Annotated in this window: 13 protein-coding genes; 7 read left to right on the top strand and 6 right to left on the bottom strand. The window is 70.7% G+C overall.

Annotation, left to right across the window (positions count from 1 at the left end; translation table 11 throughout):
- Positions 1–8: 8 nt before the first annotated feature.
- The gene (glpK, locus tag G555_RS0101290; protein WP_028707479.1) at positions 9–1520 is read left to right on the top strand and encodes a glycerol kinase GlpK; all 1512 of its coding nucleotides are present in this window, start codon (positions 9–11) and stop codon (positions 1518–1520) included.
- A gap of 124 nt (positions 1521–1644) precedes the next feature.
- Here the strand turns inward: glpK and G555_RS0101285 are convergent, their stop codons facing one another.
- The 5 genes from G555_RS0101285 to G555_RS0101265 all read right to left on the bottom strand — a co-directional run bounded on the left by G555_RS0101285 (position 1645) and on the right by G555_RS0101265 (position 8682).
- A complete protein-coding gene (locus tag G555_RS0101285) occupies positions 1645–1959 on the bottom strand; it encodes a hypothetical protein (protein WP_028707478.1) in 315 nt (104 codons plus the stop codon).
- Positions 1960–2027: 68 nt separating this feature from the next.
- On the bottom strand, positions 2028–2540 hold the full coding sequence (locus tag G555_RS0101280; protein ID WP_028707477.1) for a hypothetical protein: 513 nt from the start codon (positions 2538–2540) through the stop codon (positions 2028–2030).
- On the bottom strand, positions 2533–3108 hold the full coding sequence (sigM, locus tag G555_RS0101275) for an RNA polymerase sigma factor SigM (protein ID WP_028707476.1): 576 nt from the start codon (positions 3106–3108) through the stop codon (positions 2533–2535). The genes G555_RS0101280 and sigM overlap by 8 nt, the downstream gene beginning before the upstream one ends.
- 4 nt (positions 3109–3112) lie before the next feature.
- On the bottom strand, positions 3113–6724 hold the full coding sequence (gene murJ / locus G555_RS20945; protein ID WP_051208159.1) for a murein biosynthesis integral membrane protein MurJ: 3612 nt from the start codon (positions 6722–6724) through the stop codon (positions 3113–3115).
- Positions 6721–8682, bottom strand: a complete 1962-nt coding sequence (locus G555_RS0101265) for a DUF6049 family protein (protein ID WP_028707475.1) — start codon at positions 8680–8682, stop codon at positions 6721–6723. The genes murJ and G555_RS0101265 overlap by 4 nt, the downstream gene beginning before the upstream one ends.
- A gap of 106 nt (positions 8683–8788) precedes the next feature.
- On the opposite strand from G555_RS0101265, the gene G555_RS17135 reads away from it, so the two are divergent.
- From G555_RS17135 to G555_RS17125, 4 genes are all read left to right on the top strand, one after another.
- Complete coding sequence (locus G555_RS17135) at positions 8789–10267, top strand: CCA tRNA nucleotidyltransferase (protein ID WP_051208191.1); 1479 nt, start codon at positions 8789–8791, stop codon at positions 10265–10267.
- On the top strand, positions 10248–10808 hold the full coding sequence (locus tag G555_RS17130) for a gamma carbonic anhydrase family protein (RefSeq protein ID WP_051208156.1): 561 nt from the start codon (positions 10248–10250) through the stop codon (positions 10806–10808). Before G555_RS17135 ends, G555_RS17130 begins: the two co-directional genes overlap by 20 nt.
- Positions 10805–11695: an EamA family transporter gene (locus G555_RS0101250; protein ID WP_028707474.1), complete on the top strand. Its 891-nt coding sequence runs from the start codon at positions 10805–10807 to the stop codon at positions 11693–11695. Before G555_RS17130 ends, G555_RS0101250 begins: the two co-directional genes overlap by 4 nt.
- A gap of 213 nt (positions 11696–11908) precedes the next feature.
- Positions 11909–12769, top strand: a complete 861-nt coding sequence (locus G555_RS17125; protein WP_211223125.1) for a mechanosensitive ion channel family protein — start codon at positions 11909–11911, stop codon at positions 12767–12769.
- A gap of 78 nt (positions 12770–12847) precedes the next feature.
- Here G555_RS17125 and G555_RS17120 read toward each other — a convergent pair whose 3' ends face one another.
- Positions 12848–14821, bottom strand: a complete 1974-nt coding sequence (locus tag G555_RS17120) for a penicillin-binding transpeptidase domain-containing protein (RefSeq protein WP_051208154.1) — start codon at positions 14819–14821, stop codon at positions 12848–12850.
- Positions 14822–14933: 112 nt separating this feature from the next.
- On the opposite strand from G555_RS17120, the gene G555_RS0101235 reads away from it, so the two are divergent.
- Both G555_RS0101235 and G555_RS0101230 read left to right on the top strand, forming a co-directional pair.
- The gene (locus G555_RS0101235) at positions 14934–15530 is read left to right on the top strand and encodes a CE1759 family FMN reductase (RefSeq protein WP_028707473.1); all 597 of its coding nucleotides are present in this window, start codon (positions 14934–14936) and stop codon (positions 15528–15530) included.
- 79 nt (positions 15531–15609) lie between these two features.
- Positions 15610–16785, top strand: coding sequence for an ATP-binding protein (locus tag G555_RS0101230; RefSeq protein ID WP_028707472.1), 1176 nt, complete (start codon positions 15610–15612; stop codon positions 16783–16785).
- Positions 16786–17180 lie beyond the last annotated feature (395 nt).

Raw genomic sequence — 17180 nt, 5'->3', positions numbered from 1 at the left:
GGAGCAGCATGAGCGAGAAGTATGTGATCGCTATTGACCAGGGGACCACGAGCACCCGGGCCATCGTTTTCAACCATTCCGGACGGTCCGTCGGATCCGGCCAGAAAGAACACGAGCAGATCCTTCCCCGGGCGGGCTGGGTCGAGCACGACCCGCTCGAGATCTGGCACCGTGCCCAGGAGGTCGTGGAGCTGGCGTTGCGGGAGTCGGGCGTGGCAGCGTCCGACGTCGTCGCCGTCGGCATCACGAACCAGCGCGAGACCGCCGTCGTCTGGGACAAGACCACCGGCAAGCCCGTCTACAACGCCATCGTGTGGCAGGACACCCGCACCGACAAGATCGTCGACGAGCTGGGTGGCGGCAACCAGGACAAGTACAAGGCCAAGGTCGGTCTGCCGCTGGCGACCTACTTCTCCGGGCCCAAGGTGAAGTGGATCCTCGAGAACGTCGACGGCGCGCGTGCGGCGGCCGAGGCGGGCAACCTCGTGTTCGGCAACATCGACACCTGGGTGATCTGGAACCTCACCGGTGGCGTGAACGGCGGCGTCCACGTGACCGACGTCACCAACGCCTCGCGGACCATGCTCATGGATCTCGAGACGCTGAGCTGGGACGCCGGCATCGCCGCCGACATGGGCATCCCGCTGTCGATGCTCCCGGAGATCCGCTCCTCCTCCGAGGTCTACGGCACGGTCAAGGAAGGCTCGCTGGCCGGCATCCCGGTCGCCGGCGACCTGGGCGACCAGCAGGCGGCGACGTTCGGCCAGGCCTGCTTCGAGGTCGGCCACGCGAAGAACACCTACGGCACCGGCAACTTCATGCTCATGAACACCGGCACCGAGGCCGTCCCGTCGAAGAACGGTCTGCTGACCACCCTGTGCTACAAGATCGGCGACCAGCCGGCCGTGTACGCGCTCGAGGGCTCCATCGCGGTGACCGGCTCGCTCGTGCAGTGGATGCGCGACCAGCTCGGCATCATCACCACCGCGCCCGAGATCGAGTCCCTCGCCCAGGGCGTCGACGACAACGGCGGCGTGTACTTCGTGCCCGCGTTCTCCGGCCTGTTCGCGCCGTACTGGCGTTCGGACGCCCGGGGTGCGATCGTCGGCCTCACCCGGTACGCCAACAAGGGCCACCTGGCGCGCGCCGTCCTCGAGGCGACCGCGTTCCAGACCCGTGAGGTCCTCGACGCGATGAACGCCGACTCCGGTGTGCAGTTGACCGAGCTCAAGGTCGACGGCGGCATGATCGCCAACGAGACCCTGATGCAGTTCCAGGCCGACATCCTGGACGTCCCGGTCGTGCGTCCGGTGGTCGCCGAGACCACGGCGCTCGGCGCGGCCTACGCCGCGGGCATCGCCGTCGGCTTCTGGAACGGCGAGCAGGACGTCATCGACAACTGGGCCGAGGACAGCCGGTTCGCGCCGAAGCTGGAGGCCGCCGAGCGCGATCGCCAGTACCGCCTGTGGAAGAAGGCCGTCACGAAGACCTTCGAGTGGGTCGACGACGACGTGCGCTGAGTCCGACAGGGCCTGACGACAGTCACCACACACGGCCCCGGCCTTCCATGGCCGGGGCCGTGTGCCGTGCCTACGACCTGATGGCGGCCACATCGCTGCCGGCGGGGCGGCGGCGGATCGGCGGCTACCGGCTCGGGGTGCAGCTTCTGCGGAGGAGGGGATCGGCGCTGCGCGCGGGCTCCTCCTCCTGCTGCTGCGCGGCCGCCGCTCGCCGGGCGGCCTCGGCAGCGATCGCGGCCTGCAGAGCGGCCGATGCCTCGGGCGGGATGATCTCGGCCGGCGCACCGGCCAGGATGCGGGAGACGGAGGCGACCTGGTCACCGGACGCGGCGCATTCGGCACAGGACGCGAGGTGAGCGGTGACGAGTCGCGATTCCGGCGCGGCCAGAAGCCCGGCATGCGCGTCGGCGATCTGCTCCGACGTGACGTGCTCCGTCATGGGCGTCCTCCTCTCGGACTCGTCGCCTGCGGCGGTTCGACGGACCTCGACGGCCCGCGGTTCCTCTCCTACGGTAACAAACCGCGTGTCTCCAGCAGCTCTCGGGTGCGGACCGACCCCTTGTCGAACGAGGCCTGCGGGGCGTGAGCAAGCAGCCAGCGGAACAGGGACGAGTGTCCCTTCGCCAGGCGGGACGTCCGCACCGTGTGGCGCTTCTTGTCGCTTGTCACAAGGGCGAAGTCAGGGCTGTGCCGATTCATGATGTACTTCACGGCCGTCACGTCGGCGCCGCGGATCTCCTGGGTTCGCGTCCCGTTGCCGATGCGCAGCCGGTCGCCTGTGAACTCGGCCCAGTGCTGCCCACGCCACCAGGACCACGCACAGTAACCTCCCAGGACGAGGGCGAGGACGAGCACCGCCTGCAGCCAGCCATAGGTCTGCTGATACACGAGGATGCCGGCGAGGACGACGAACGCGATCCCGGCGAACACGCATCGCCGCTGCCATTCGAACGTGTTGACGAGGCGGTTCGGCTCGCCGCCGGGCGGCGGTTCGACGCTCGGCGGCTGGGACTCAGACACGCGACTCCTTCAGGTGGGCCAGGAGAGGGGCGAGCTTCGCCCTCCCCCGTGAACACCGGCTCTTCACCGTCCCGACCGCACAGCCGAGGATGCGGGCGGCCTCCTCGACGCTGTAGCCGTCCATGTCGACCAGGACGATGGCGGCCCGCTGGTCGGCGTTGATCCTGCCCAGCGCCGCGACGATGTCGGCCCGCAGCTCGTGCCGGAGGATCGCATCGTCGGCCGTGCACGGCGCTGTCAGGAGCGTCGTCCGGTCGAGGTCGTCGGGCAGGGGCTCGGCGCGACGGACCTTGTTCCGGCGGAGCCGGTCGAGCCCCGCGTTGATGACGATGCGGTGCAGCCAGGTGAGGACCGCAGCGTCGCCGCGGAACCCGGCCGCGCGGCGAAACGCCGACACCATCGCCTCCTGGAGCACGTCGGACGCATCCTCGCCGTTGCGCACCGTGCGCAGCGCCACCGCCCAGAGCTGACTCTCGTGGCGGCGGACGAGGGTGCCGAAGGCGGCGGGATCCCCCGCCACGTGCGCACGCAGCAGATCCTCGTCGCTCCTCTCCGACGGTGTGCTCACCGGGTCATCTCACCACGATCTCGGAGATGCCGCCACGGAAACCGCCTCCGTCGGCCGGCAGGGACGTGAGGTACACGAGCACATAGCGGGTCGTCTCGGGGGTGGCCAGGTCGAAGGTGGTCGCCCCCTTCGCGCCGGACTTCGTGGCGACGGTCCGCCACTGGCTGCGCGACTGCCGCGGCGGGCTGTCGCTCGTCGTCGCCGTGATCGGCACCTTGATGTCGGCAGTCGTTCCCTGCCCGGTGAAGGTCACCGTGACGCTGGACACCGGTTGAGCCGAGCCGAGGTCGACGACCAGGCCGACTCCCGGCTTGAGCCCGCCGAGCTGGGGCCGGCCGCGGTAGAGCTCCGTACGCCACTGCGTCGCGGGATCGCCGTCCACCGCCAGGCCTGCGTCGGCGGTGTTCTCGTCCCCCGAGCCGCCGTCGGCCTGCGGGTCGAAGTCCAGCGCCCGGGTGATCGTGAAGGGCTGAGCGGTCGTGGCCGCGGTGGTCGGCTGCGTGTCGGCCCGGTCGGAGCGTCCCGCCTGGGTGATGGCGAGCACCGCGAGGCTTCCGATGAGCACGAGCGCGACGAACGCGCAGAGGGCGATCAGCCAGTAGCGCCGCCGCTGCGGTTCGCGGGGCGGGACGTGGTATCTGCTGCCGGCGCCGGAACCGGGCGTTCCCTCCGCGGTGGCGTCCGGCTCCACGGCGGGCTGCAGCGCCGTGGCCGGCGACGAGTAGTGCGCGGGCGGCGGCACGGGCGTGAACAGCACGCCGGTGTCGGCGAACATGGACGACGTCAGCTCGACGGTGGCGGTCGTGTAGTCCTCGCTCTCCTCGCCGGGCTCCGGCCCGACCGTCGCCGGGTCGGCGGGAACGGACACCGGCTCGACCGCCTCGTCCTCGGGTCCACTCGCGGCCGACGCCGAACTCGCCGCGCGGCCCGACGCCTCGAACAGCGGACGGACGGGCGCCTTCACCCGCCGCTCGAGGTCGCTGGTCGCGTCGGCCGTGCCGAGGATCCGGTTGAGGGCGACCGTCACCGCCAAGGCCGAGTCGGGAACCGGCTCGTTGCCGGGCTGGGGGTTGAGCAACTGGTCGCACAGGGTGTCGAGCGCCGCCGGGATCCCGGGCACGACCTGGCGCGGCGGGAGCACCCGGTCGGCGCGCAGAGGTGCCGCAGGCATGCCGAACGCGGGGCCGCCGGGGTACAGCGACACGAGGGTCGCGTACAGCAGGCGTCCGAGGGAACGCAGATCGGCGCGCTGGCCGTCGGGTTCGTCTCCGGGCGTCTCGGCCAGGGCGTCCTCGATGAGGAAGCCGACGATCTTGATGTTCCCCGAGGTCGTGACGATGACGGTGTCGGGATTGAGCTGGCGGTGGTACAGCCGCAGCGCGTGCACCCAGGTGAGCGCGTCCGCGAGCTCGCGCACCACGCAGGCCGACTCGAGACTCGACAGCGGCCCTGCGGCGAGCACTCGCTTCAGGGAGCTTCCCGCCGCGTACTCGCAGACGATGTAGGCGCTGTAGGCGGCCGCGTCGGTGCGTGCGGCATCCAGCACCCGCAGGAACCGGGCGTCGGTGATCGACGCCGACGAACGGGCCGCGGCGAGGATGGCGTCAGCGCGGGGATCCTCGGGGGGCAGGACGTGCATCAGCACCGGTCGCGACAGCGTCAGATCGAACCCGCGCCAGGTGAGGACGTCCACGCGGCAGGCGAGCAGCTCGTCGAGGCGGAAGCGGTCGGCGATCACGTCTCCGGCCTCGACCTTCGCGGCGCCGGACGACGCGACGACCGCGGTGGCGGGATCGTGCTCGTCGACGACGTCGGGGTAGGTCTGGATCGCGCCGGGCGTCTCGTCGCGGGCGAGCAGCGGTGCGAGCGTGGCCACCTCCTCGGCCGGCGGTGCCACGGGGGGAGCGGGCTCGCCCGTGTCGGCGTCCTGGTCAGCGGCCGCGGCGGCGGAGTCGGCCGTCTCCGCGGCGGGAGCCGAACGGCGGCGCAGCAGGGACAGGGTCTGCTGCACCTCGTCGATGCGCAGCTTCCGCGCGAGGGCCAGGAACGTCACGATGGCGACGGCCGCCCCGAGCGCCAGCCCGAGCAGTTGCGCCAGGAGCCGATCCGACCACAGCGAGATCGCCCACGCCACCAGCCAGGCGAGGACGCCGGCGGGCAGCGAGGCGACGAGCAGCCGGGCGAGATGACGGAGCAGCTCACGCGCGTGCAGCCCCGGCAGACGTGTTCGGAGGACGAGGAACGAGACCACCCAGCCGACGCCGTAGGCGATCGAGAAGGCGATCGCCAGCCGTGGGGCGACCGTGTCGGGGTTGTTCCACGGCATGACGAACAGGACGGCCAGGGCCGCGTTCACCGACGCGATGACGCACTGGATGAAGAACGTGACCCGGGTGTCCTCCAGTGCGTAGAACGCCCGCAGACAGACGTACTGGAGGGTGAACGGGACAAGGCCGAGCGAGAACGCCATCAGCGTCCACCCGACGAAGCCCGCGTCGGCGGAGCCTGTGCCGTGTCCGAACGCGACCTGGGCGAACGGCAGGCCGAGCGCGACGAACCCGATGGCGGACGGCAGCAGGAACGTCGCGGACAGCCGCATCGTGCGCATCGTCTCCGTGGCCACGCCGTCCAGGTTCCCGCTCGCGGCCAGCCGAGACGCCGACGGCAGCATCGCCGTCGCGAGGGACACCGTGATGAGCGAGTGCGGCAGGATCCACACCAGATAGGCGTTGAGGTACGCGGTCACCCCGGCGCCCTGCCCGCCGACCGTCGCCTGGGTCGCGAGGCGATCGACGACCATCAGCGCGAGTTGATTGACGCCGACGTACAGCAGGGTCCACTTGGCCAGGTTGAACGTGTGCCCCAGGCCGGATCCCTTGAAGTCGAAGCGGAGTCGGAACCGGAACCCGAGCCGGGACATGAACGGCACCAGCAGGAGGGTCTGGACGATGATGCCGCCGGTCGCGCCGATGCCGAGGTACAGCGTCTGCGTCTGGGAGAACGGCTCGGCATGAGCCCCGGCTCCTCCCCACAGCACGGCGTAGAGCGCGAAGACGATGATCGAGACGACGTTGTTGGCCGCGGGCGCCCACATCATCGGACCGAACTTCTCGCGCGCGTTGAGCACCTGGCCGACGAGGAAGAAGGCGCCGTAGAAGAAGATCTGCGGCATGGTCAGGTAGGCCAGGAGGACGAGCGACTCCCAGTGCGGCGCGAGCGCCGGCGTCCGCCAGTCGGAGTGCGTGTACAGGCTCATCACCCAGGGGGTGAGGAGCGTCATGATGACCGTGATGCCCGCCAGGAGCAGGAGGAACGCGGTCATCAGCCGGCTCACGAACTTCTGCCCGCCGTCGGAGTCGTGCCGCACAGCGCGGACGATCTGCGGCACGAGCACCGTGTTGAGGGCACCGCCGGCGAACAGCATGAAGAGGCTGTTCGGGACGGTCTGCGCGATGGAGAAGATGTCGGCCTGGCGCGTTCCGTTGCCGAGCACGAAGGAGATCATCATCACCCGTGCGAACCCCAGGATGCGGGACACGAGCGTCCCGGAGGCCATGACCGCCGTCGCCTTGAGCAGCTTGCCGCCGCTGCTCGGAGAATCCTGGGCGACTGTCATGCTGCCTCCTCGGCCCGGGTGCGACCCCGGGACTTCTTGAGCGACGCGACGGTGCTGCCGACCAGGACCAGCCCGGACACGGCGACGAGGATCCAGCCCCAGATGCCGTACTGGGTGGCTTCGACGATCACGTCGATGGACGTCCCGATGGGGGTGTTCTGGGTGGTCGACAGTTGCGCCGTGACCGTCGCGATGCCGTTGGCGGTGGCCTCGGGCCGGATGTTCACCGTCCGGCTCTCCTCGGGGTCGACGGTGATCGTCGTGGAGTCGCCGACCTTCAACCGCTGCGGGTTGGACGACGTCAGCCGAACCTTGACCACCACGGGATAGGAGAAGGTGTTGGTGACGGTGATGGGGAACTCGTTCACATTGCTCGACATGACGAACCGACTGCTCGCGCTCAGGACGACGGCGCCGTCCTGCAGTCCTGCCGTCGACTCGGCGGTCGCGCTCGACAGCCACCGGGCCCGGTCCTCCTCCTTGCCGACCCAGGCCGAACTGGCCGCCCGGGCGAGGAGCTGCGTCCGTGCCGTGGCGGTGGGCGCGGTCGGCGCGAGCTGCGCGAAGACGTCCATGCGTCCCGACAGCGTGGTGAGCTGACCGATCGTCGTGTCGGGCAGGCCCGAGACGGAGGTGCCGGTCGTGAAGGTGGGCGTGGCCGTGCTCGGGAGCTGGGAGATCACGTCGCCGACATGGCCGGTCTGCAGCCACGAGGGTGACGCGTCGAGGGCCGTGACGTCCGCGGTGGAGCTCACCACCCGCACCTGCACATGCCCGGATTCGCTGAGCAGCATCGCCTCACCGGCGAGGTACAGGCTGGTGCCGAGGGCGGCGCTCACGCCGGTCGGCGGATCCGGCGCCGACACGCGCAGCAGCGGAACCTCGTCCTGCACCCAGGTCGCGTCGGTCGACAGCAGCCGGGTCGCGATCGCCGTCGCCCCCGTGTCGGAGAGAGAGGAGACGGTCGTCGCGTCGGCGGCGAGATCGGACGGGAGGACGATGAGGCCCAGGGCGGCGATCGAGGCGTCCTCGGTCTCGGCGGCGGCCAGGGCCCGCGACAGGACGCCGGGGTCGTCCAGCCGTGCGGCGGTCCCGACATCGGGCAGCGCGTAGAGGGTGCGGTATCCCAGGGAGGCGGGCAGTTCGGCGAATCGGGCGAGCCAGTCCTTCGCGGCCTGCGCCCCGGAGCCGTCCACGGCGGTCTCGCCGCTCACGACGGAGTACCCCTGCGACATCGTCGTCAGCTCGGCGAACAGGGACGGGTCGATGACCCAGCTCAGCCGCTTCTCCTCGGCGGCCTTCAGGAGACGGTCCAGTCGGCCGCCGGCGGCGAGCTCGCTCGCGAGGTGGTCGTCGGCGAACCGGGAGCCTGCGATGTTCGACGGGGTGCTGGAGAACAGCACGAGGGGGGCGGCGGTGGCCGACGTGTCCGGGCCGGCGACCGGGACCACGGTCCGCACCCGGGCCAGGGTCTGGAAGCTGCTCGACCCGTCGGCGTTGCCACGGATGTCCACGCCGACCACGTAGGGGGCGCCGAGCGTGGTCACGCCGATCTCGGCCAGCGTCGCGCGGATCGTGAACCCGGCGGCAGCCCCAGGAGCGAACGAGGTGGCGTCGGTGACCAGCTTGGTGAAGTTGGCCTCCCGGGTCACGAGGCGCGAGCCCGCGGGCACCTCGCCGCCGTGCGTGACCGAGGTGAGCGTGGCGACGTCCCGGATGCGTTCCGCGGAGCGCCAGAAGATGACCTGCACGCCGTACGCGGCAACGGAGCCGGTGTTGGTGACCGTTCCTGACAGGACGACCTCGCTCGACGGCTCGCTCCCGGTCGCGCTGACACCGGTGAGCTGAACCGTGAGGGTCGGGTCGTCGGCCCGGGCGACGGGCGCCGTCAGGATGCTCGCGCTCAGGCACAGGAGGGTCGCCACCAGCAGACCGAAGGGCCGCGACAGCGCTCTCATCACCCGTCCATCGTACGGTTGGGCCACGCGACCCCCTGTCGGCGACGCGTTCGCGGCCGGGGAAAGGGCCCTCCCGGGCGCGGATGCCGGGGTAGAGTTGCGCGTCGTGCCAGGCCTGACCCGAGAACATGCCGACGCGCTGCGTGAGCTGGTGACGTCGAACCCGGTGCTGCCGCGACTGGCGACCGCGTTCGCCGGCGCGAAGCACGATCTGTACCTCGTCGGCGGTTCGGTGCGCGACGCGCTCCTCGGGCGCCTCGGCTCCGACCTGGACTTCGCCACCGACGCGCGTCCCGATGACATCGAGCGGTGTCTGCGGACGCTCACGCCGGCCACGTGGGACATGGGGCGCGAGTTCGGCACGATCGGCGCGCAGGTGTCGGCCGGCGGTCAGGAGTGGACGGTCGAGGTGACCACGTACCGGGCCGACAGCTACCACCCCGAGACGCGCAAGCCCACGGTCGCCTTCGGGGACAATCTGCGCGACGACCTCGCCCGGCGCGATTTCGCGATGAACGCGATGGCGGTCCACCTCGTCGACCGGACCTTCCACGATCCGTTCGGCGGCCTCACCGACCTCGCTCAGCACACCATCCGCACGCCCGGGTCCGCCGAGCTGTCCTTCAGCGACGACCCGCTGCGGATGATGCGGGGCGCGCGATTCGTGGCGCAGCTCGGGTTCGAGCTCGATGCGGACGCCGAGGACGCGATGCGCAGCATGGCCGACCGGATCTCCATCGTGAGCGCCGAGCGCGTCCGCGACGAGCTCGTGAAGCTGCTGAGCGCGGATCGTCCCCGCGCCGGGCTCAACGCCCTGGTCCGCACCGGGCTGTCCGATCATGTCCTGCCCGAGCTTCCGGCGATGAAGCTGCAGCGCGACGAGCACCACCGGCACAAGGACGTGTACGAGCATTCGCTCACGGTGCTGGATCAGGCGATCGCGCTGGAATGGCGGCTGCCATCGTCGCCCGACATCGTCAACCGGCTGGCGGCGCTGCTGCACGACATCGGCAAGCCGGCGACCCGCCGGTTCGAGGGCGGCGGGAAGGTGTCGTTCCATCACCACGAGATCGTGGGTGCGAAGCTGGCCCGGAAGCGGCTCCAGGCGCTGCGGTTCCCGACCGACCAGGTCAAGGCGGTGACGAAGCTCATCGAGCTGCACCTGCGCTTCCACGGCTACGGCGAGCAGGAGTGGACGGACGCGGCCGTGCGCCGCTACGTGCGTGACGCCGGCGACCAGCTCGAGCGGTTGCACATCCTGACGCGCGCCGATTGCACGACGCGGAATGTGAGGAAGGCGCAGCGCCTGGCCCGCGCCTACGAGGAGCTCGAGGTGCGGATCGACCAGCTCGCCGCGCAGGAGGAGCTCGACGCCTTGCGTCCCGACCTCGACGGCGACGAGATCATGGCCGCGCTCGGGATCTCCCCGGGTCCTGTGGTGGGGCGCGCCTACGCCTTCCTGCTGGAGCGGCGGATCGAGGACGGTCCGCTCGGAGTGGACGCCGCGCGCGCGGCACTGCTGGAATGGTGGGCGGGACAACCCGAGTCGGCGAGGGGGGACGACGATGCTGCTGGCACTCGATGAGGGGCGGACGCCGAGGGTCCATCCCGGAGCGTGGATCGCCCCCACGGCCGATGTCATCGGCTGGGTCGACGTCGGTGACCGGGTGAGCGTGTGGTACCAGACCGTGGTGCGCGGTGACCGCGAGAAGATCACGATCGGAGCCGGCTCGAACCTGCAGGACGGAACCGTCGTGCACGCCGACCCGGCGTTTCCGACCACCCTCGGCGAGAACGTCACGGTCGGCCACCGAGCCGTCATCCACGGGTGCACGATCGGCGCGAACACCCTGATCGGCATGGGCGCGGTCATCATGAACGGCGCCGTGATCGGCGAACAGTGCCTGGTCGGCGCCGGAGCGCTGATCCCGCAGGGGATGGTCGTCCCGCCGCGGTCCTTGGTGCTGGGTGCCCCGGCGAAGGTGAAGCGCGAGCTCACCGAGACGGAGATCGAGGCGGCGTTCGCCAACGGGCAGCGTTATCAGGCGCTCTACCCCGAGCACCGCCGGGTCACGGGGGAGGCGCAGGAACTGGGAGCGTTCGTCACCGGTTTCGGCGAAGAGTGAGCCGCGGCGCCGGCGGGGCCAGGGCCCTCCTCGCCCGCGTCCCGGCGGTCTGGCTCATCGTCGTCTCGATCGCCTCGGTGCAGTTCGGCGCCGCGTTCGCCAAGGGGCTGTTCGCGATCGTCCCCCCGACGGCGGTGGTGTGGCTGCGGCTGGTGTTCGCGTCGCTCATCCTGTGGGTGGTGGCGCGCCCCCGGCTGCGTGGCCGGGCAGGCCGCGACTGGGCGGCGGTGCTGGGGTACGGCGCCTGCCTCGTGGGGATGAACTGGGCGATCTACCAGAGCTTCGCGCGCATCCCGATCGGGTTGGCGGTCACGCTGGAGTTCCTCGGACCGCTCGTCGTCGTGATCGCGGGCTCGCGGCGGGTGCGCGACCTGCTGTGGGCCGTGCTGGCCGCGCTGGGCGTGGCGCTGCTCGGGTTCGTCCCCGTCGACCCCGACTGGATCGGGATCGGCTTCGCGCTGCTGGCGGGGGCGTGCTGGGCGGGGTACATCCTGTTCGGCAAGGCGACGGGCCGGCAGTGGGAGGGCGTCAGCGGGGTCACGGTCGCGACGAGCCTGGGCGCGGTGGTGATGGTCGTCCCGGCGGTGCTCGCCGGGGGGTCGGGCGTGTTCGCGCCGGAGGTCCTCGCCATCGGGCTCGCCGTGAGCGTCCTGTCGTCGGTGGTGCCGTACGGACTGGAGATGGTGGCGTTGCGGTCCATCAAGCCCAACCTGTTCGGCATCCTCATGAGTCTTGAGCCGGCCGCGGCTGCGCTCGCCGCGCTGCTCGTGCTGCACGAATGGCTGTCGCCGGTGGAGTGGATCGCCATGGCCTGCGTCGTCGTGGCGAGCATCGGGGCGACGAGGTCGGCGCGCGACGTGGCCCCGGAGCTCTCCGGGGGGCAGTGACCGGCGCCGCAAACCCGCCGAACGCTCCCGAACTCGCGGAAACCTGCCCGAAACCGGCAGAAGGAGAGCGCTCGGCGGACCCGCGCACCCGGCGAACGCTCCCGAACTCGCGGAAACCCGCCCGAAACCGGCAGAAGGAGAGCGCTCGGCGGCAGTGACGCGCGTCGCCCGCTCACAGCGCGGTCCCAGGCCCGGCCCGGCACAATGGATCGCATGATCCCCCTGCTCACCTGGGTCTTCCCGGACACCCTCATCGTCATCGCGATCATCCTGGTCTTCGCGGTCGCCTCGCACCTCCTGCTGCGCAAGGCGATCTCGATGATGACGAACCAGATGGTCCGCAAGGCCCGCGCCCGCGCCGAGAAGGACGCCGGCGGCGCGACGTCCGCCCAGGTACGGGTGGAGCAGAGGACGGCCACGATCGGATCGCTGCTGCGCAGCATCGTCGCGTTCGTGGTGTGGATCATCGCGATCCTGATGATCCTGTCCGCCCTCGGCATTCCGCTCACCCCGCTGCTCGCGTCGGCCGGCGTGGGCGGCATCGCCCTCGCCTTCGGGGCTCAGAGCCTCGTCAAGGACTTCCTCTCCGGAGTGTTCATGATCATGGAGGACCAGTACGGGGTGGGCGATCTCATCGACGTCGGCGACGTGACGGGGACGGTGGAGGAGGTCACCCTGCGCGTGACGCGACTGCGGGACGCCGACGGCATGGTGTGGTACATCCGCAACGGCGAGATCCTCCGCGTCGGAAACGTGTCCCAGGGCTGGTCGACCACGAATGTGGACATCCCGCTGGCCACCGGCCAGGACACCCAGAAGGCGATCGACGTCCTCGCGGGGGTCGCCGAGAGTTTCGCCGCCGACCCCGAGTGGACCGACGTCCTCCTCAACCCGCCGTCGGTCCTGGGCGTCGAATCGATCTCGGCCGGGCAGATCACGCTGCGGATGAGTGTGAGGACCGCCCCCAACCAGCAGTGGGCTCCGGCGCGGGCGCTGCGCGAAGCGTCCGTCACCGCCCTCGCGAAGGCCGGCTTCCGCGCCCCCGCCCTGCCGTCCTACGACCCGAACATCTGACGCCCCCGGCGTGCAGAACGCAGCCGTCCGCGCGGTCGCAGGCCCGGGCTCTCGCGGACGCGACCGACCCGGAGGTCGCTAGCTCATCCCCTTCACGAAGGCCGACAGCAGCGGGCCCGCGGTCCGCGTGCCGGAGGTGCCGTCGTAGACGAAGGCCGACACGGCCAGCGATGTCCCCTTGTACCCGATCATCCACGCATGGGTCTTCAGATCGGAGCCGCTGCCGTATTGCGCCGTGCCGCTCTTCGCGCCGGTGACGATGCCCTTGAGGCTCGATCCCGACCCCTCGTCGACCACGGCCGACATGAGCGACTGCAGCGTCTTCGCCTCGGCCCCGGAGAGGGCGGTGCCGGTCGGCGTCACCGACGTCCCCGGGATGAGCGAGGGAACGACGGTCTTTCCCGCCGCGACCGAGGACGCGACCGCGGCCATGGACAACGGTGAGACGAGAACCTCGCCCTGGCCGATCATCGCCTCGGCGCGGGCGACCGGGTCGCTCGGGCTCGGGACGGAGCCCCAGAACGAGTAGAACCCGGGCTCGTAGTCGATCCCGACGCCCAGGCTGCCGGCGGCGTCGGCGAGTGACGCGGCGTCGAGCGTGCCGTAGTTGGACACGAACGCCGTGTTGCACGATTCGGCGAAGGCCGTCCGCAGCGTGATCGAGCCCAGCTTGCTGGAGGGGTAGTCGGAGTAGTTCTTGATCGTCCGGCCGTCGACGGTGGTCGTCGAGTTGCAGGTGACGGTGGACTGTTCGGTGAGGCCCTTGCGCAGCAGCGCCAGCGAGGTGATCACCTTGAACGTCGAGCCGGCCGGGTAGCGCCCCTGCGTCGCGATGGACAGCTCGGAATCGGCCGTGGTCGCGGCCGCGAGGATCTCGCCGGTGCTCGGGTTCACGGCGACCAGTGCTGCCTGCGCGGACGACGCGAGCACCGTCTCGGCCAGCTCCTGGGCCTTCGTGTCGAGGGTGAGCTTCAGGGTCGTCCCGGCGACCGCTTTGCGTTCGAGGACGACGACGTCGGGAATCTCGGACGCGGCGGCACCGGCCGAGGACGTGGCCGAGGAGGGGGTCGCCGAAGCCTGTCCCGTGGCCGTGGCGGAGCCGGACGGCGACGCGGAGGCGGTGGCCGCCGGCCGCGCCGCGATCGAGATCTTGACCCCGGCCGTGCCGCGGAGCTGCTTGTCGTAGAGCAGTTGAAGCCCGCTCACACCGACGATGTCCCCGGCCAGCACCTCACCGTTCGACTCCTTCACGACCTCCGCGGACGCTTCACCGGTGACGCCCACCACGGGCTGGGCGAAGGTGCTCGCGCGCCCGGGCGCCGCCGCGTACACGCGGGTCTTCTGGGCCGTGGCCCCCGGCACGTCGTACATGGCCGCGGGGGCGCTGTAGCCCGCGACGGTCGCGGCCGGCACCCAGGCCTTCGCGCCGTAGGCCTTCACCTTCTTGACGTAGTTGTCGGCGTTGATGTCCAGCACCTTGGCGAGAGCCCGGGCCGACGACTCCCATTGGCCGGAGCCGATGTACGTCTTGTCGAGCCCGATCCTGTATCCGTCGGTCAGCCCGGCGATGACCGTGCCGTTCCGGTCGGTGATCGAGCCCCGGTCGCCGAGCGCCTGTGTGCGGACCAGGCGGGTCTGCGCGGTGAGCTGCGGGTGGAGGATCGCCGGCGTCCACCGCACCTTCCACTCCGAGTCGTGCTCCAGCACCGCCTGGGTCTGATACGACCAGTCGCCGCCGGGCAAGGTCCAGGCGACCGTCAGGTCGGCGGTCGCGATGTACCCGGAGCTGTCGTCGGAGACCGTGATGGTGCCCACGGTGACCTTCGGCAGCGCGCCCATCGTGCCGAGGGCGGCGGTGAGATCGTCCTGGGCTCCGGCGGAGTCCACGAGCGTGACGCCGTCGAGCTTGCCGGCTCCGAGCGCCGACGCGAGCGTGCCCGCTTCGGCGGTCGGGACGTCCGGTCGCGGCCCGAGGCCGATCGACGTGCAGCCCGAGACGGCGAGCAGCAACGCCAGGACAAGGGCGAACACGGTGGCGGGGCGACGACGCATGACGACACTCCTTTCGTCCTCCGAGGGTATCGTCCAGGGCTGACAGCCGCTCCGTGATGCGGCCACGCACAGGTGCCTCGTCCGGCGGCGTGCGCTGAGTACACTGTCGGCGATGTCCGAATCGACCCGCATCGTCGTCGTGACCGCCGGGCTGAGCGTCCCGTCGTCCAGCCAGCTTCTCGGGGAGCGGCTCGCCGCAGCACTCACCGAGCGCCGGCCGGATCTGACGCTGTCCAGCGTGCTGTTGCGGGAGCACGCGACCGATCTGACGAACTACCTCCTCACGCGCGTCCCGTCGGCCGCCCTCCGGGGTGTGCTGGACGATATGACCGCCGCCGACGGGGCCGTCGTCGTGACGCCGGTGTTCAATGCGTCGTACTCCGGCCTGTTCAAGCTGTTCTTCGATGCGCTCGACGAGGACACGCTGGCCGGCAAGCCCGTCCTGCTCGCGGCGACGGGCGGTACCCCGCGGCATTCGCTCGTCGTCGACCAGGCGATGGCGCCCCTGTTCCGCTACCTCAAGGCGATCGCGGTTCCGACGGGGGTCTTCGCCGCCACCGCCGACTGGGGGAGCACCAGCACCGGTCTGTCCGGGCGCATCGGCCGGGCGGCCGGTGAGCTGTTGGACCTCCTCGACCGCCTGCCGCGGCGGGTGCCCACCGACGAGTTCGAGGACGTCGTGGACTTCTCGAAGCTGCTCGGTCGCTGACCTCGCCCTGGTGACGGCGTCGCTGCGACTCGCTGCCGATGTATGCCGAATCGGCTAGACAGCCGCATAGATTGCTCGCATGGATCCGATCCGCAACCCGTACGCCCCGGGCGCCGGCGCCCGTCCGCCGGAACTGGCGGGTCGCGACGACACGCTGCGCGCGTTCGATGTCGTCCTGAAGCGGGTGGCCCAGGGACGACCCGAGCGGTCGCTGGTCCTCACGGGGCTCCGTGGCGTGGGCAAGACGGTGCTGCTGAACCGGTTGCGCTATTCGGCCGTGCAGGCGGGGTGGGGCACGGGCAAGCTGGAGGCGCGTCCGGGAGCGGACCTGCGCCGTCCGCTCGGCGCAGCGATCCACATGGCGATCCGCGAGCTCGGCCACGCCGATGCGCAGGCCGTGCTCGGCACCGTCAAGGCGTTCGTCGAGAGACAGGCGCGGCCCGGCGCGAAGCCGTCGGAGCGGTGGCAGGCCGGTATCAGCGCGCCGCTGGTAACGGGCCGTGCCGATTCGGGGGACATCGAGATCGATCTCGTGGAGCTGTTCACCGACGTGGCCGGCCTCGCGGCCGACCATGGCACGGGGGTGGCGCTGTTCCTCGACGAGATGCAGGATCTGGGGCCCGGCGACGTGTCGGCGGTGTGCGCGGCGTGTCACGAACTGGGGCAGCAGGGACTGCCGCTGATCGTGGTGGGCGCCGGCCTGCCCCATGTGCCGACCGTGCTCTCGGCGAGCAAGTCCTACAGCGAGCGGCTGTTCTCGTATCAGCGCATCGGCCGGCTCGACCGGGCGGCCGCCGATCTCGCGCTGAGCGTCCCCGCCGCGAACGAGGATGCGGCGTTCGAGCCGGAGGCGCTCGACGCGATGTACGAGCTGACGGGCGGCTACCCGTACTTCATCCAGGCCTATGGAAAGGTGGTCTGGGATCTGGCGGCGGCATCCCCGATCACGGTCGAGGACGTCCGCTCCGGGGCGCCCGAGGCCGAGGCCGACCTCGCCGTGGGCTTCTTCGGATCCCGCTTCGAGCGGGCCACGCCCGGTGAGCGCGACTATCTGCGGGCGATGGCGGAGCTCGCCGCCGACGACCTCGGGGCGGTGGCGTCGGCGGACGTGGCGGGGCGGCTGGGGCGTAAGCCGCAGTCCCTGTCGCCGGCCCGCGACAGCCTGATCAAGAAGGGACTCGTCTACTCCGCCGCCCGGGGCGCGGTCTCCTTCACGGTGCCGCATTTCGGGAAGTACCTGCGCGATCAGGGCTGAGGAGATCCTGCCCTCCGGCGTGCTCGCGCGAGCTCTCTGAGGGCCGCAGCGGCGTGACGCGCGTGGTCCCAGCGGCGGGCCTCGAGCCCCGTCGGCACGGTGATCCCGGTTGTGGCAAGCTGCGCGAGTTCGCGCCACCGCGGTTCACGGCATCGCTCGCGGTCTGCGCCGGCCCTGGTCGAGGAGACCGGCGCGCCTACTGAGCCGGGAGGATATTTGGAAAGACCTTCCGGAAATTCACTACTCACTTCACCATGTCATTCACCTGGTCAATTCACCTACTGGTCGAAGATGCGCAGAATTGTTGGGATCACGCGGATACGCGGCACGGCAGAGTCGTTCGTGAGGGGGGTGGCGGTTCGATCGACTCGGAAGATACCGGTATGATTACTCAC

The organism is Propionicicella superfundia DSM 22317 (assembly GCF_000423465.1).
GTDB classification, from domain to species: Bacteria; Actinomycetota; Actinomycetes; order Propionibacteriales; family Propionibacteriaceae; genus Propionicicella; species Propionicicella superfundia.
The sequence above is the reverse complement of the archived record's forward strand: the minus strand, read 5'-3'. Positions and strand labels throughout refer to the sequence as shown.

Coding starts and splice junctions, on each gene's coding strand:
- glpK (WP_028707479.1), top strand. CDS start 9: ATGAGCGAGAAGTATGTGATCGCTATTGACCAGGGGACCACGAGCACC.
- G555_RS0101285 (WP_028707478.1), bottom strand. CDS start 1,959: ATGACGGAGCACGTCACGTCGGAGCAGATCGCCGACGCGCATGCCGGG.
- murJ (WP_051208159.1), bottom strand. CDS start 6,724: ATGACAGTCGCCCAGGATTCTCCGAGCAGCGGCGGCAAGCTGCTCAAG.
- G555_RS0101265 (WP_028707475.1), bottom strand. CDS start 8,682: ATGAGAGCGCTGTCGCGGCCCTTCGGTCTGCTGGTGGCGACCCTCCTG.
- G555_RS17130 (WP_051208156.1), top strand. CDS start 10,248: ATGCTGCTGGCACTCGATGAGGGGCGGACGCCGAGGGTCCATCCCGGA.
- G555_RS17125 (WP_211223125.1), top strand. CDS start 11,909: ATGATCCCCCTGCTCACCTGGGTCTTCCCGGACACCCTCATCGTCATC.
- G555_RS17120 (WP_051208154.1), bottom strand. CDS start 14,821: ATGCGTCGTCGCCCCGCCACCGTGTTCGCCCTTGTCCTGGCGTTGCTG.
- G555_RS0101235 (WP_028707473.1), top strand. CDS start 14,934: ATGTCCGAATCGACCCGCATCGTCGTCGTGACCGCCGGGCTGAGCGTC.
- G555_RS0101230 (WP_028707472.1), top strand. CDS start 15,610: ATGGATCCGATCCGCAACCCGTACGCCCCGGGCGCCGGCGCCCGTCCG.